Annotated in this window: 14 protein-coding genes; 12 read left to right on the top strand and 2 right to left on the bottom strand. The window is 64.7% G+C overall.

Annotated elements, in window-relative coordinates:
- Positions 1-130 precede the first annotated feature (130 nt).
- The gene (locus BcanWU425_RS29565) at positions 131-340 is read left to right on the top strand and encodes a hypothetical protein (protein ID WP_018456179.1); all 210 of its coding nucleotides are present in this window, start codon (positions 131-133) and stop codon (positions 338-340) included.
- Between the two features lie 257 nt (positions 341-597).
- Here the strand turns inward: BcanWU425_RS29565 and BcanWU425_RS29560 are convergent, their stop codons facing one another.
- Entirely contained in the window at positions 598-1,569 is a 972-nt protein-coding gene (locus tag BcanWU425_RS29560; RefSeq protein ID WP_018456181.1) for a LysR family transcriptional regulator, read from the bottom strand.
- A 120-nt stretch (positions 1,570-1,689) separates the two neighbouring features.
- On the opposite strand from BcanWU425_RS29560, the gene BcanWU425_RS29555 reads away from it, so the two are divergent.
- The 9 genes from BcanWU425_RS29555 (at position 1,690) to BcanWU425_RS29515 (ending at position 10,923) form a co-directional block, all read left to right on the top strand.
- Positions 1,690-2,727, top strand: coding sequence for a class 1 fructose-bisphosphatase (locus BcanWU425_RS29555; protein ID WP_085352578.1), 1,038 nt, complete (start codon positions 1,690-1,692; stop codon positions 2,725-2,727).
- Positions 2,728-2,740: 13 nt separating this feature from the next.
- A complete protein-coding gene (locus BcanWU425_RS29550; protein WP_063993396.1) occupies positions 2,741-3,616 on the top strand; it encodes a phosphoribulokinase in 876 nt (291 codons plus the stop codon).
- Positions 3,617-3,632: 16 nt separating this feature from the next.
- A complete protein-coding gene (tkt, locus tag BcanWU425_RS29545; protein ID WP_204513872.1) occupies positions 3,633-5,654 on the top strand; it encodes a transketolase in 2,022 nt (673 codons plus the stop codon).
- Between the two features lie 14 nt (positions 5,655-5,668).
- Positions 5,669-6,754 (top strand): class II fructose-bisphosphate aldolase, encoded by a 1,086-nt coding sequence (gene fba, locus BcanWU425_RS29540; RefSeq protein ID WP_204513873.1) that lies wholly within the window; start codon positions 5,669-5,671, stop codon positions 6,752-6,754.
- 31 nt (positions 6,755-6,785) lie between these two features.
- The gene (locus tag BcanWU425_RS29535) at positions 6,786-8,246 is read left to right on the top strand and encodes a form I ribulose bisphosphate carboxylase large subunit (protein ID WP_204513874.1); all 1,461 of its coding nucleotides are present in this window, start codon (positions 6,786-6,788) and stop codon (positions 8,244-8,246) included.
- Between the two features lie 11 nt (positions 8,247-8,257).
- The gene (locus BcanWU425_RS29530; RefSeq protein ID WP_007594833.1) at positions 8,258-8,665 is read left to right on the top strand and encodes a ribulose bisphosphate carboxylase small subunit; all 408 of its coding nucleotides are present in this window, start codon (positions 8,258-8,260) and stop codon (positions 8,663-8,665) included.
- A 97-nt stretch (positions 8,666-8,762) separates the two neighbouring features.
- Positions 8,763-9,698: a CbbX protein gene (cbbX, locus tag BcanWU425_RS29525; protein ID WP_018456188.1), complete on the top strand. Its 936-nt coding sequence runs from the start codon at positions 8,763-8,765 to the stop codon at positions 9,696-9,698.
- The gene (rpe, locus tag BcanWU425_RS29520; protein WP_018456189.1) at positions 9,695-10,432 is read left to right on the top strand and encodes a ribulose-phosphate 3-epimerase; all 738 of its coding nucleotides are present in this window, start codon (positions 9,695-9,697) and stop codon (positions 10,430-10,432) included. Before cbbX ends, rpe begins: the two co-directional genes overlap by 4 nt.
- A 278-nt stretch (positions 10,433-10,710) precedes the next feature.
- Positions 10,711-10,923, top strand: a complete 213-nt coding sequence (locus BcanWU425_RS29515) for a hypothetical protein (RefSeq protein ID WP_018456190.1) — start codon at positions 10,711-10,713, stop codon at positions 10,921-10,923.
- A 115-nt stretch (positions 10,924-11,038) separates the two neighbouring features.
- Here the strand turns inward: BcanWU425_RS29515 and BcanWU425_RS29510 are convergent, their stop codons facing one another.
- A complete protein-coding gene (locus tag BcanWU425_RS29510) occupies positions 11,039-11,875 on the bottom strand; it encodes a universal stress protein (protein ID WP_166517578.1) in 837 nt (278 codons plus the stop codon).
- Positions 11,876-12,084: 209 nt separating this feature from the next.
- Between BcanWU425_RS29510 and BcanWU425_RS29505 the strand changes: the two genes are divergently transcribed.
- Positions 12,085-13,623: a Do family serine endopeptidase gene (locus BcanWU425_RS29505; protein WP_204513875.1), complete on the top strand. Its 1,539-nt coding sequence runs from the start codon at positions 12,085-12,087 to the stop codon at positions 13,621-13,623.
- 267 nt (positions 13,624-13,890) lie between these two features.
- On the top strand, positions 13,891-14,265 hold the full coding sequence (locus BcanWU425_RS29500; protein ID WP_026233103.1) for a hypothetical protein: 375 nt from the start codon (positions 13,891-13,893) through the stop codon (positions 14,263-14,265).
- The last annotated feature ends 3 nt before the right edge of the window (positions 14,266-14,268 follow it).

The raw sequence follows: 14,268 nt of genomic DNA, 5'->3' as shown, positions 1-14,268 counted from the left end.
TGTGCGGCCGCGCACGTTGCGCGCGGGCAACAGTCCGGAAACCATTCGCACGCTTGCTGTGCGGCGCTAACTTTTCGAAAAAGATTTGGCCGCAATTTCTCCCTCGGGAATGACGAGGGAGTTTTCGGACATGAACGGCCAAATCACCGGTCACGCCATCTTGGAGAACGTGCGCCGCTACCGCGGTATCGCATCGCTCTATCGCCAGACCGCTGCATTCCGCCCGGACCAGAGCTGGTCGCTGCTCGAGCAGGCGAAGGATTGGGAAGCGCGGGCGCTGCTGGAGCTGGAAGCCTATTTCGCCGCGCGGATGGACTACGCCCCTACACGCGCGGCCTGATCGTTAACCATCGGCGCGGCCTTGCGCAGGCCCGCCGAAGGGCCGGTCGTCGGGTCGTGCACGGAAAACACGGGGCGATTACGGAGTTATCTCGTCGCCCGTCTGTGCTAGCAACGTCCCGACCGAGACATCCCAATTCGGCCGGGGCAAGCGATGACCACCTTCAACCGCATCTTCACGACCGAGCGCCTGCTCCAGATCATCGTCATTCTCGCGGCTACGGTCGCGATGAAGCTGATGGGCTGAATTTCGACGGGCTATCGCGCGCCGAATTCGGGCACGTCGGGAAGATAGTTCGACCCCTCCGATCCCAAGAAATCGAACATCGCCTGCGCCGGCGGCAACAGCACCTTGTCGCTGCGGCGGATCACGTACCATTGCCGCACGATCGGCAGGCCCGCGACGTCGAGCACGATCAGCCGGCCCTCGGTGAGCTCGTGCGCCACGGTGTGGGCCGAGATGAAGGCGATGCCGAGCCCGGCGATGACCGCCTGCTTGATGGTCTCGTTGCTGCTCATCTCCATGCCGATGATCGGCTCAAGATCCGACCTCTGGAACATGCCTTCCATCAGTGTCCGCGTCCCCGAGCCGGGCTCGCGGGTGAGGAAGGTCTCGTGCACGAGGTCGGTGAGGTTGAGGCCGGAATCCTTCTCCAGCCAGTGCCCCTTGCGCGCGACGATGATGTGCGGATTGCGCCCGAGCTGCCGGACGTCGACGCTGACATCGGCCGGTGGCCGACCCATCACCGCGAAGTCGAGGTCGTAGCCGTGCATGGCCCCGCGGATCTCCTCGCGATTGCCGACCGTGAGCTTGATCTCGATCTTCGGATACCGCTTCGAGAATGCCGCGATCGCGTGCGGCACGAAATATTTCGCGGTCGAGACCGCGCCGAGATGCACCGTGCCGCCGGTTCGCCCCGCAAGCAGGTCGAGCGAACCCTGGCAGTCCGCGATTGCGGCCTCGACGCGCTCGGCGAGCGCCAGCACCTCCTTGCCGGCTTCCGTCAGCAGCATGCCGTCGCCGGTCCGCTGCAGCAGCGGCAGTCCGGCGAGATCCTGCAGCTGGCGCAATTGCTGGGTCACGGCCGGCTGCGTCAGGCCGAGCTGGGTCGAGGCTGCCGTGACGCTGCCTTTTGCCGAGAGCGCCGCAAGCGAGCGAAGCTGCCGGATCGTGAGATGCCGGAGCTGTGCCGCCGAATGGACATTATAAGATAATTCTTTGGCGCTCATTATGAATAGAAATTTTCCTTATTAAGCCGCCCCTGTCAATCTCGTCGTTGTTGGCACTGACCGCACCGACCTCCAGCGAGGAGGGAACTGGATGCGGCGCCTGCAAAGGGATGGACGCAGATGACCGGGCAACTCAGGCTGGACGACCACCTTCAGCGGTATTCCGAGACGGCGCCGCATGCGCTGGCCGTAGCGGCCGCGGTCGATGCCATCGCGGCGGCCGCGATCGAGATCGCCGATCTTATCGCCACGGGAGACCTTGCGGATGCGTCGGGCCTGACCACCGGCCGCAACAGCGACGGTGACGTGCAGCGCGATCTCGACGTGCAGGCGGATGCGATCCTGCGCCGCTGTCTCGGCAAGCTGCCGATCGCGGCACTGGCGTCGGAGGAGATGCGTGAACCGCAGATCGGTGACCGCGCGGCGAAGATCTGCGTCGCGATCGATCCGCTCGACGGCTCCTCCAATATCGACATCAACATGACCGTGGGCACGATCTTCTCGATCCTGCCCGCGCCCGACGATCTCGCGCTCGCCTTCCATCAGCGCGGCTCGGCGCAGCTCGCGGCGGGATTCGTCACCTACGGCCCGCAGACCTCGCTGGTGCTGACGCTCGGCGAGGGCGTCGACATCTTCACGCTTGACCGCGGGTCCGGTTGCTTCCGTCTCGCGCGTAGCGCCGTGCAAATCTCCGAGACCTGCGAGGAGTTCGCGATCAACGCCTCGAACCGCCGGCATTGGGAACAGCCGGTGCGCGCCTTCGTCGACGAATGCCTCGCCGGTGTGGAAGGGCAGGCCAACCACAATTTCAACATGCGCTGGGTCGGCTCGCTGGTGGCCGAGGCCTATCGCATCCTTACCCGCGGCGGCGTGTTCCTCTATCCCTCCGATTCACGGCCCGGCTATGGCGATGGCCGCCTGCGCCTCGTCTACGAGGCGCACCCGATGGCTTACATCGTCGAGCAGGCCGGCGGCTCGGCTTCGACCGGGCGCGAGCGTATCCTCGAACTCTCGGCGCAGAGCCTGCATCAACGCGTGCCGCTGATCATGGGTTCGAACAACGAGGTGCAGCGCGTCGAGGAACTGCATTGCGATCCCTTGCTGGTCGCCAGCGTCTCCGCACCGCTGTTCGCGCGGCGCGGCTTCTTCCGGCTGTGAGCGAGGCGCCCCGATGTCCAGGAAGCATCCGATCATCTCCATCACCGGCTCTTCCGGCGCCGGAACCACGTCGGTCAAGAAGACCTTTGAGCAGATCTTCTTCCGCGAGAAGGTCAACGCCGCCTACATCGAAGGCGACGCCTTCCATCGCTACGATCGCGCGGAAATGCGCACGCAGATGGCGAAGGAGGCCGATCGCGGCAACAGGCATTTCAGCCATTTCAGCCCCGAAACCAATCTGTTCGAGGAGCTGGAGCGGGCGTTCCGCGACTATGGCGAGACCGGCACGGCGACGACGCGGCACTACGTCCACGACGCCGAGGAATCCGCGCTGCATGGCGCCGCACCCGGCACCTTCACCGAATGGAAACGGCTGCCGGAGAGCTCCGATTTGCTGTTCTACGAGGGCCTGCATGGCGCGGTCGTCACCGACAAGGTCAACGTCGCGCGCTATGCCGACCTCAAGATCGGCGTCGTGCCCGTCATCAATCTTGAATGGATCCAGAAGCTGCACCGCGACCGGAGTGCGCGAGGCTATTCGACCGAGGCCGTCACCGACACCGTTCTGCGGCGGATGCCCGATTACATCCACTACATTTGCCCGCAATTTTCCGAGACCGACATCAACTTCCAGCGTGTGCCGACGGTGGACACCTCCAATCCGTTCATCGCGCGCTGGATCCCTACGCCGGACGAATCGATGGTCGTGATCCGCTTCAAGAATCCGCGCGGCATCGACTTCCCCTACCTACTCTCGATGCTGCCGCAAAGCTGGATGTCGCGCGCCAATTCGATCGTGTGTCCCGGCGCGAAACTCGATCTTGCGATGCAGCTGATCCTGACGCCGCTGATCATGCAGCTGATCGAGCGTAAGCGAAACCTGAAGTGAACGAGGGGAGGATCCGATGAACATCTCCGTCCACGCCGACGCTGACCTCACGGCGGTATCGCATAGCGATCTCGCCAATGCCGTCCGCTTCCTCGCAGTCGACGCCATCGAGACTTCGCAGTCCGGCCACCCCGGACTGCCCATGGGCATGGCCGATGTCGCCACCGTGCTGTTCTCGCGCTTCCTGAAGTTCGACTCGGCTCACCCCCATTGGCCGGATCGCGATCGCTTCGTGCTGTCGGCGGGCCATGGCTCGATGCTGCTCTATGCATTGCTCCATCTCACCGGCGGCGACGTTAGCCTCGATGACATCAAGGCGTTCCGGCAATGGGGCTCGAAGACGCCGGGCCATCCGGAATATGGCCATACGCCGGGCGTCGAGACGACGACCGGTCCGCTGGGGCAGGGGATTGCGACCGCGGTCGGCATGGCACTCGCCGAGCGCATGGCCAATGCGCAACATGGCGACGGCCTCGTCGATCATTTCACGTACGTCATCGCCGGCGACGGCTGTCTGATGGAAGGCATCAGCCAGGAAGCGATCTCGCTCGCCGGGCATCTCGGGCTGGGCCGCCTGATCGTGCTGTTCGACGACAACGGCATATCCATTGACGGCCCGACCTCGCTTGCGACCTCCGATGACCAGCTCGCGCGCTTCGCTGCCTCCGGCTGGTCGGTGCGCGGTGTTGACGGGCACGATCCCGAAGCAGTTGCGCAGGCGATTGCCGAGGAGCGTGAGAGCACAAGACCGTCGCTGATCGCCTGCCGCACGGTCATCGGCTTCGGCGCGCCGGATCGTCAGGGCACCGAGAAGGCGCATGGCGCGCCGCTCGGCACGGAGCAGACGGCCGCGGCGCGGCGAACGCTCGGCTGGGACTATCAGCCCTTCGTGGTGCCTGTCACGATCCTGAAAGCATGGCGGATGATCGGGCAGCGCGGGCAGGTCGAGCGTCTCGCCTGGCTCGATCGCTATGAATGCGCGACGCCCGAGCAGCGCGACCTGTTTATCGAGGGCAAGGCGGTTGCCCTGCCGAACGCCTATGCCCAGGCCTCGGCGAAATTGCGCGAGCGCTTTGCCACCGAGCGTCCGAAGCTCGCGACGCGGCAGGCGTCGCAACAGGTGCTCGACGGCATCGCCGAGACGATTCCCGGATTTGTCGGCGGCTCGGCGGATCTCACGCATTCGAACCTGACGCATGCCAAGGCGCAGACCCCGGTCAAGCGCGACGCGTTCGCCGGCGATTACATCCATTACGGCATCCGCGAGCATGGCATGGCGGCCGCGATGAACGGCCTCGCGCTGCACGGGGGCTTCATTCCCTATGGCGGCACCTTCCTCGCGTTCTCCGATTACAGCCGGCCGGCGATCCGTCTTGCGGCCTTGATGCGGATCCGCGTCATTCATGTGATGACCCATGACTCCATTGGCCTCGGTGAGGACGGCCCCACGCACCAACCGGTCGAGCATCTCGCAGCGCTCCGCGTCATTCCGAACCTGCTTGTTTTCCGGCCGGCCGACGCGGTTGAGACGCTGGAAGCATGGGACTGCGCGCTCCAAGCTGAAAATCGTCCCTCCGTGCTGTGCCTGTCCCGTCAGGCGCTGCCGACCTTCCGCAGCGATGTCCGCGGGAGGAACCGCGTCGCACGCGGCGCCTATCTGATCGTTTCGCCGGACGGTGGCCGCGACGTGACGCTCATCGCAACCGGTTCGGAAGTGTCTATTGCGCTGGAGGCGGCCCGCCTGCTCGCTACCGAGCACGTCCGTGCGGCCGTGGTCTCCGCGCCCTGCTTCGCGTTGTTCGAGGAGCAGCCGGAGGATTACCGCGCCGCTGTGCTCGGCACCGCGCCGCGGGTTGGCATCGAGGCGGCAGTCGTCGGCGATTGGCACCGCTGGATCGGCACCGAGGGCGAATTCGTCGGTATGCGCGGCTTCGGCGCTTCGGCGCCGGCCCCGGTGCTCTACCGCGAATTCGGCATCACGCCGCAAGGCGTTGCGGAAGCCGCCCGGCGGGCGATGGCCCGCGCCTGCAAGCAATAACAGGAGGATTTGTCGTGGCCCGTATCACTCTTCGTCAGCTGCTCGACCACGCCGCCAGTCACGGCTACGCGGTGCCGGCGTTCAACATCAACAACATGGAGCAGGGCATCGCGATCATGCAGGCGGCGGCCGAGGTCGACGCGCCCGTCATCATCCAGGCGTCGCGCGGCGCGCGCAGCTATGCCGGCGACTTCATGCTCTCGCATATGATCGACGCGCTGGAGCGGACCTATCCGGACATCCCGCTTTGCATGCACCAGGACCATGGCAATGACGAAGCGACCTGCGCGTCCGCGATCGCCCATGGCTTCACCTCGGTGATGATGGACGGCTCGCTCAAGGCCGACGCCAAGACCGCGGCCGATTACGACTACAACGTTGCGATCACCCGCCGCGTCGTCGATCTCGCGCATTGGGTCGGTGCCTCCGTCGAAGGCGAGCTCGGCGTGCTCGGCTCGCTCGAGCATGGGGGCGGCGAGCAGGAGGACGGTCACGGTGTCGAAGGCACGGTCAGCCATGATCAGTTGCTCACGGATCCTGACCAGGCGGTCGACTTCGTCCGCGCCACCAAAGTCGATGCGCTCGCGATCGCGATGGGCACCTCGCACGGCGCCTACAAGTTCAGCCGCAAGCCGGACGGCGACATTCTGGCGATGCGGGTGGTCGAGGAGATTCATCGCCGGCTGCCGAACACGCATCTCGTGATGCACGGCTCTTCCTCTGTGCCGCAGCCGCTCCAGGACATGTTCAACCAGTTTGGCGGCGAGATGCCGCAGACCTGGGGCGTGCCGGTCGAGGAGATCGTCCGCGGCATCACGAGCGGCGTGCGCAAGGTCAATATCGACACCGACTGCCGGCTGGCAATGACCGCGGTGTTCCGGAAAGTGGCCGCGCAAACGCGCTCCGAGTTCGATCCGCGCAAATTTCTCAAGCCCGCCATGGATGCGATGCGCGAGCTCTGCCGCGAGCGCTTCGAGCAGTTCGGCACCGCAGGCCACGCCAGCCGTATCAAGGTCGTTCCCTTGAGCGAGATGGCGCGGCGCTACCGCGCCGGCGATCTCGATCCGCGCGTCGACGCCCGCGAGCCCGTCGCGGCCTAATCATTCAGAGAGAGAAGAGCAGGAGAGAGCCATGAATGCACATGCAGGAACCGTCCGCGGCAAGGAAAGATATCGATCGGGCGTGATGGAATACAAGCGCATGGGCTATTGGGAGCCCGACTACGTGCCCAAGGACACCGACGTCATCGCGCTGTTCCGCGTCACGCCGCAAGAGGGCGTCGATCCGATCGAGGCGTCGGCCGCAGTCGCCGGCGAATCCTCGACCGCGACCTGGACGGTGGTGTGGACCGATCGGTTGACCGCCGCCGAGAAGTATCGCGCGAAATGCTACCGCGTCGATCCGGTGCCGGGCACGCCAGGCTCGTACTTCGCCTACATCGCCTATGACCTCGACCTGTTCGAGCCGGGCTCGATCGCCAACCTCTCGGCCTCGATCATCGGCAACGTATTTGGCTTCAAGCCGCTGAAGGCGCTGCGGCTGGAGGACATGCGTTTCTCCGTCGCGTATGTGAAGACGTTCCAGGGACCGGCCACCGGCATCGTGGTCGAGCGCGAGCGGCTCGACAAGTTCGGCAGGCCGCTGCTCGGCGCGACCGTCAAGCCTAAGCTCGGCCTCTCGGGCCGCAATTACGGTCGCGTGGTCTACGAGGCGCTGAAGGGCGGGCTCGACTTCACCAAGGATGACGAGAACATCAACTCGCAGCCGTTCATGCACTGGCGCGACCGCTTCCTCTATTGCATGGAGGCGGTGAACCGGGCGCAGGCGGCCTCCGGTGAGGCCAAGGGGACCTACCTGAATATCACCGCGGGAACCATGGAGGATATGTACGAGCGCGCCGAGTTCGCGAAGGAGCTCGGGTCCTGCATCGTCATGATCGATCTCGTGATCGGCTACACCGCAATCCAGTCGATGGCGAAATGGGCGCGGCGCAACGACATGATCCTACATCTGCATCGCGCCGGTCACTCGACCTATACGCGGCAGAAAAGCCATGGCGTGTCATTCCGCGTCATCGCCAAGTGGATGCGGCTTGCCGGCGTCGACCACATCCATGCCGGCACCGTGGTCGGCAAGCTCGAAGGCGATCCCAACACCACGCGCGGCTATTACGATGTCTGCCGCGAAGACTTCAACCCGGCCAGGCTCGAGCACGGCCTGTTCTTCGACCAGTCCTGGGCGAGCCTGAACAAGATGATGCCGGTCGCCTCCGGCGGCATCCATGCCGGGCAGATGCATCAACTGCTCGACCTGCTCGGCGAGGACGTCGTGCTCCAGTTCGGCGGCGGTACCATCGGCCATCCCATGGGCATCGCGGCCGGCGCGATCGCCAATCGTGTGGCGCTGGAAGCGATGATCCTCGCCCGCAACGAGGGCCGCGACTACGTCCACGAAGGACCGGAGATCCTGGCCAGGGCGGCCGAGACCTGCACGCCGCTGAAAGCTGCGCTCGAGGTCTGGAAGGACGTCTCCTTCAATTATGAATCCACGGACACGCCGGACTTCGTGCCGACCGCGCTCGAAACCGTTTGAGGAGATTTGACATGAAGCTGACCCAAGGCTGCTTCTCGTTCCTGCCCGATCTGACCGACGACCAGATCACCAAGCAGGTGCAATATTGCCTGACCAATGGTTGGGCCGTGAACATCGAGTTCACCGACGATCCGCATCCCCGCAACACCTATTGGGAGATGTGGGGCCTGCCGATGTTCGATCTCCAGGACGCCGCCGGCGTGATGATGGAGCTCGCCGAATGCCGCAGAGTGTATGGCGACCGATACATCCGCCTCAGCGGCTTCGACTCCAGCCATGGGTGGGAATCGGTGCGGATCTCGTTCATCGTCAACCGCCCGCCGCAGGAAGCCGAGTTCGAGCTGGTGCGGCAGGAGGTGGGCGGACGCGCGATCCGCTACACCACCGTGCGCCGGCAGCCCGCGCACGCACCAACCTAAGTCATTCTCCTCCGCGCGGAGCACTCCCTGCTCCGTTTCCTTGGCGGACCACTGCTTCGCCGCTCCCCGCGGCGAAGCCCTTTTCTTCGAGGTGCCGATGCTGGATGTTCCCCACGCAATGACCACTGAGCCCGGCGAGACCAGTTTCGATCTCCGCAAGGAGGCCGAAGAGGCTGGAATCACGGGCACGCTGCAGCAGCTCGAGCAGGAGCTGATCGGATTGAAGCCGGTGAAAAGCCGCGTGCGCCAGATCGCGTCGCTCTTGCTGATCGAACGTATTCGGCAGCGTGCGGGATTGGCTTCGTCGCCACCGACGCTGCATATGTCGTTTACCGGCAATCCCGGCACCGGCAAGACGACGGTCGCGCTGCGCATGGCAAAGATCCTGCACGGCCTCGGTTTCGTGCGGCGCGGGCAGGTGATCTCGGTGACGCGCGACGATTTGGTCGGCCAGTATATCGGCCACACCGCGCCGAAGACCAAGGAGATCCTGAAGAAGGCGATGGGCGGCGTGCTGTTCATCGACGAGGCCTATTATCTGCACCGTCCCGACAACGAGCGCGACTACGGCCAGGAGGCGATCGAGATCCTGCTCCAGGTGATGGAAAACCAGCGCGAGGACCTCGTCGTGATCCTTGCCGGCTATGGCGAGCGGATGACGAGCTTCTTTGCCTCTAATCCCGGCTTCCGTTCGCGGATCGCGCATCACATCGACTTTCCGGACTATGCGGAAGCCGAGCTGCTCGTCATCGCCGAGCTGATGCTGAAGGAACGGGGTTATCGCCTCTCGGCGGCGGCGCGCGAGGCGTTCGAGAAATACATCGCGCTACGTCGGACCCAGCCGTTCTTCTCCAATGCGCGCTCGATCCGCAACGCCGTCGACCGCATCCGCCTGCGGCAGGCCGATCGGCTGGTGTCCGATCTCGACCGCATGCTCGATATCGCCGACCTCGAAACGATCGATCCCATGGACGTCCTGGCGAGCCGCGTCTTCAGCGGCGGTGCGGACGCGCAGGGGAGTGCGAAGCCATGACGAGAGAAATCCTCATCGCGCCGTCAATCCTGGCTGCGAATTTCGCCCGCCTCGGCGAGGAGATCGTGGCGATCGATGCGGCGGGTGCCGACTGGATTCACTGCGACGTCATGGACGGGCATTTCGTCCCGAACATCAGTTATGGCGCGGACGTCATCAGGGCGATCCGGCCGCTGACGAAGAAAATGTTCGACGTGCATCTCATGATCGCGCCCGCCGATCCCTATCTCGAAGCGTTCGCGAAGGCCGGCGCGGATGTCATCACGGTGCATGCCGAAGCCGGTCCGCACCTCGATCGCTCGCTCCAGGCCATCCGCGCGCTCGGCAAGAAAGCCGGCGTCAGCCTGTGTCCCGCGACTCCCGAAAGCACGATCGAATATGTGCTCGATCGCCTCGACCTCGTCCTGGTGATGACGGTCAATCCGGGCTTTGGCGGCCAGTCCTTCCTCGAATCCCAACTCGAGAAGATCGGGCGTATTCGAAGCATGATAGGCGACCGGCCGATCCGGCTCGAGGTTGACGGCGGCATCACGCGCGACAATGCCGCCGCCGTGGCCGCTGCGGGCGCCGATACGCTTGTAGCGGGCTCCGCAGTGTTTCGCGGCAAGAGCAGCGCGGACTATGCCGGCAACATCGCGGCCATCCGCGCCGCTGCGGAAGCCGGCAGGGTTCCGATGCTGCAACATAGTTCGGCGCAGACAATGCGTGCCGGTGAGCCCGCGCTCATCCGGTAGACTGCCGGATACAGGCGGGCGAGCCGGCACCGCAATGGGGTGTGCCAGGGCGTGCCCCTTTGCACTGCAGACATACGAGAATGACCCACAACCCTAGCCCTGGCCTGCGGTAAGGTCAGAAGCGTTGAGTCGCGCTGATTGGAACTTTCGCCTCGATACGCGTTTGCCTAGAAACAAGCGAGTCAAGCGCGCGGCGGGCGCAGCAAATCTTTTGCACAACCGCCATCGCCCTGACGCAAATAAGGGCAATAAGCTCTGTGAATGCGAGGGAGGGTCTCATGGACAACGTACGTCGCTACCGCGCGCTAGCGTCCCTCTGTCGTCAGCAGGCCGCCTACCGGCCGCTCCAGAGCTGGGAACTGCTCGGCCAGGCCGAACATTTCGAACATCTCGCCGAAGTCGAACTCAAGGCGCATTTCGACGCGTGCAATGCGCAACAAGACGAGGACGGCGTCGAGGCCACGGCGTGGGAGAGACCCGCCGCGGCGTGACGGTCCAACGTGTTCGAATATGACCTGAACTTGCCGACGCCGGCACCGCTCAAGGACGCGGTTGTCAGCCCGAACGACAAGGCTTGTGACCGGCCCGACCTGGATAAGCCCTCGATTAATGCGACATCAGCGTCGGGACGGTCATGGCTTCCAGCATGGCGCGGGTGACGCCGCCGAGGAACCGCTCCTGCAAACGCGAATGGCCGTAGCCGCCCATGATCAGAACATCCAGGTTCTCATCGGCTGCCAGCGACAGCATGGTCGGCTGAATGTCAGAGCGCGCCGCCGACAGGTTGACCGTGCGGGTCGACAGTCCGCGCCGGCCGAGATGCCTTGCCAGATTGCGCGTCGAGACTTCCTCGGGAACCATATCTGTTTCGTTGATCGCAATGATCACGATCTCCTCGGCGCGGGCCAGGAATGGTGCGGCGTCGCGCATAGCGCGCGCGGCGAGGCGGCTGCCATCCCAGCAGATGCCGATCCGTTTCGCCTTGAACGCTCCATGGAAGGTGTAGGGCAGGAAAAGCACCGGGCCACCCGCCTGGAACAGGATCTCGCCGGGCACATCGTTGTCGAGTGAGCCTTGCGCCGGATCCGGCTGGAGCACGATGCTGAGATCGTGCAGCCGCGCCATCTCGCCGAGCAAGCCGACCGCATCCCCCGGCATCGCCCCGAGTGGGTGGCATGTGTAGGAAATGCCGGCGTTCATCGCTTTGCTCTTGAATACCGCGAGCGCCGCCTCGGCCCGCTCCACTGCACTCTCGCGCTCCATCTCGAACACCGCCGCCACCGCAGCGCCGCCCTCCATGATATAGGCCGCACTGGTTGCCACATAGCCAACCGCGACTGCATCGAGATGGGCGTTGAGGCCCGCTGCGAGCGAGATCGAGCCGTCGATCACCGGGCGGATCGGCCGCTCGGTGGGGATGTGGACGAGAATGTCTTTGTACATGACGTGCCTCCGATGGACATCATCCGGTGGCCGCAGTCTTCCACGGTGCGCATGGCCCGCGTTGAGCTGCATCAAACGTGCAGCCTTGACCTTTGGCCGTATCGCCGGCCCGGCTACTTTGCCAAGATTTAATCGCGTGGACGGGACGCTGTAAGGTGGCGACCACCATGTTGGGTGCAAGGCGACTTACCCAACATGGACATATCGACATGAGCGATCACGTCAATTCCGACACCACAACGTCCCGCAAGGTCCTGAGGCCGCGCCGGCTCGCGCTGCTCGGCACCGTGGCCGCGCTTGGCGTGGCCGTGCTGGCGACTGCTCCCGGCTCTTCGCCGTTCAGCGCGACCTCCTTCATTGCGCCCGCCCAGGCCGCGGAGACCGCCGCGACACCGCCGGGCTTCGGCGACCTCGTCAGCAAGGTCAAACCCGCCGTCATTTCGGTGCGGGTCAGGATCGACCAGGACAATGATAAGAGCGCGATGCTGCAACAGAACCGGATGGATTCGGACGAGGCGACGCCGTTCGACCAGTTCTCGCGGCAATTCGGCTTCCGCGGCCCGGGTGGCATGGAGGGCATGCCGCGCCAGCGCCGCCAGATGATCACGGGTGAGGGCTCCGGCTTCTTCATCTCCGCCGACGGCTATGCCGTGACCAACAACCACGTCGTCGATCACGCCGAATCGGTGCAAGTGACGATGGACGACGGCACCATCTACAGCGCGAAAGTGGTCGGCACCGATCCGAAGACGGATCTCGCGCTGATCAAGGTCGAGGGCAAGAAGGATTTTCCGTTCGTCAAATTCTCCGACCAGAAGCCGCGTATCGGCGACTGGGTGGTCGCGGTCGGCAATCCCTTCGGCCTCGGCGGCACCGTGACCGCCGGCATCGTCTCGGCCAGCGGCCGCGACATCGGTAATGGTCCCTATGACGACTTCATCCAGATCGACGCGCCGATCAACAAGGGCAATTCCGGCGGGCCGGCCTTCGACATGAACGGCAACGTGATCGGCGTGAACACCGCGATCTTCTCGCCCTCCGGCGGCTCGGTCGGCATCGGCTTCGACATTCCGGCTTCGACCGCAAAGCTCGTCGTCGCACAGTTGAAGGACAAGGGCGCGGTCACACGCGGCTGGCTCGGCGTGCAGGTGCAGCCGGTGACGTCGGATATCGCCGACAGTCTCGGCCTCAAGGAGGCGCGCGGTGCGATCGTTGACAATCCGCAGGACGGCAGCCCGGCGGCGAAGGCGGGCATCGAGGCGGGCGACGTCATCACCGCCGTCAATGGCACCGCGATCAAGGATTCCCGCGATCTCGCCCGCACCATCGCCACCCTGGCGCCGGGCACGTCCGTGAAGCTCGATGTCGTCCACAAAGGCGACAGCAAGACGGTGACACTGGCGCTTGGCGAGTTGCCGAACGAGCGGCAGGCTAGAGCCGACGAGGGCAAGTCGCAGCCAGATGCCGGCATGCCGCCGCGTCTCGGGCTCAGCCTGGCTCCGGCGGGCGACGTGCAGGGCGCCGGCCAGAAGGGCGTCGTCGTCACTGAAGTCGATCCGCAAGGCCCGGCCGCGCAACGCGGCATCCAGACCGGCGACGTCATCCTCAACGTGGGCGGCAACGCCGTCGCCAATATCGGCGATGTCCGTTCGGAGCTGGCGCAGGCGAAATCGTCCGGCAAGCGCAGCGTGCTGCTGCAGGTCAGAAGCGCGCAGACGACCCGGTTCGTGGCGGTGCCGCTCGCATAAGGCGAACGTCGATCGGCGCAACTCCAAAAAGGCGGCCTTCGGGCCGCCTTTCCCGTTCGCCTTCAGGATTTCCGCACATCGCCGATAACATTCTCGTTAACGGCAGGGAGGATGACCCGGTTTCGTCCGAAAAAGCCGTGTTCGCTCATCACAATTGCGGATCTCGTACGGACTCGGCGGCAATGAAGCCGCCGACGATTGCAAGCGTGGAACTTCGAACTTGCCGCCGCTGAGCCGGCCGGCAATTCGTATTTGATCGGTGCCGACATGGATCGATTGAAGCTCTCGCTGAGAAGTGCGCTGCTTGTGGCGCCGTTGGTAGCGCCACTCGTGCTATGGGGTGGAAACGCTCTCGGGCGCGACGACGGCCGCTACGCGGACTCACCTCTCAAGCCGTGGTTCGACGGCCTGCGCAGCCATCTCGGTCCGTGCTGCTCGGATGCGGATGGGTTTGCGGTCGCCGATCCCGATTGGGACTCGCACAATGGACATTACCGCGTGCGGCTCGACGGCGAGTGGGTCGAGGTACCGGACGAAGCCGTGATCACCGAGCCGAACCGGGCCGGCCGCACCATGGTGTGGCCGGTGAAGACCGCGTTCGGCGTTTCGATCCGCTGCTTCATGCCGGGCAGCATGATCTGACTG

This window comes from Bradyrhizobium sp. WU425 (assembly GCF_021052305.1).
GTDB lineage: Bacteria > Pseudomonadota > Alphaproteobacteria > Rhizobiales > Xanthobacteraceae > Bradyrhizobium > Bradyrhizobium canariense_D.
This window is presented reverse-complemented; position numbering and strand designations above follow the sequence as displayed.

Excerpts from the sequence above, each read along its gene's own strand:
- BcanWU425_RS29565 (WP_018456179.1), top strand. The coding sequence starts at position 131 with ATGAACGGCCAAATCACCGGTCACGCCATCTTGGAGAACGTGCGCCGC.
- BcanWU425_RS29560 (WP_018456181.1), bottom strand. The coding sequence starts at position 1,569 with ATGAGCGCCAAAGAATTATCTTATAATGTCCATTCGGCGGCACAGCTC.
- BcanWU425_RS29555 (WP_085352578.1), top strand. The coding sequence starts at position 1,690 with ATGACCGGGCAACTCAGGCTGGACGACCACCTTCAGCGGTATTCCGAG.
- BcanWU425_RS29550 (WP_063993396.1), top strand. The coding sequence starts at position 2,741 with ATGTCCAGGAAGCATCCGATCATCTCCATCACCGGCTCTTCCGGCGCC.
- tkt (WP_204513872.1), top strand. The coding sequence starts at position 3,633 with ATGAACATCTCCGTCCACGCCGACGCTGACCTCACGGCGGTATCGCAT.
- BcanWU425_RS29535 (WP_204513874.1), top strand. The coding sequence starts at position 6,786 with ATGAATGCACATGCAGGAACCGTCCGCGGCAAGGAAAGATATCGATCG.
- BcanWU425_RS29530 (WP_007594833.1), top strand. The coding sequence starts at position 8,258 with ATGAAGCTGACCCAAGGCTGCTTCTCGTTCCTGCCCGATCTGACCGAC.
- cbbX (WP_018456188.1), top strand. The coding sequence starts at position 8,763 with ATGCTGGATGTTCCCCACGCAATGACCACTGAGCCCGGCGAGACCAGT.
- rpe (WP_018456189.1), top strand. The coding sequence starts at position 9,695 with ATGACGAGAGAAATCCTCATCGCGCCGTCAATCCTGGCTGCGAATTTC.
- BcanWU425_RS29515 (WP_018456190.1), top strand. The coding sequence starts at position 10,711 with ATGGACAACGTACGTCGCTACCGCGCGCTAGCGTCCCTCTGTCGTCAG.
- BcanWU425_RS29510 (WP_166517578.1), bottom strand. The coding sequence starts at position 11,875 with ATGTACAAAGACATTCTCGTCCACATCCCCACCGAGCGGCCGATCCGC.
- BcanWU425_RS29505 (WP_204513875.1), top strand. The coding sequence starts at position 12,085 with ATGAGCGATCACGTCAATTCCGACACCACAACGTCCCGCAAGGTCCTG.
- BcanWU425_RS29500 (WP_026233103.1), top strand. The coding sequence starts at position 13,891 with ATGGATCGATTGAAGCTCTCGCTGAGAAGTGCGCTGCTTGTGGCGCCG.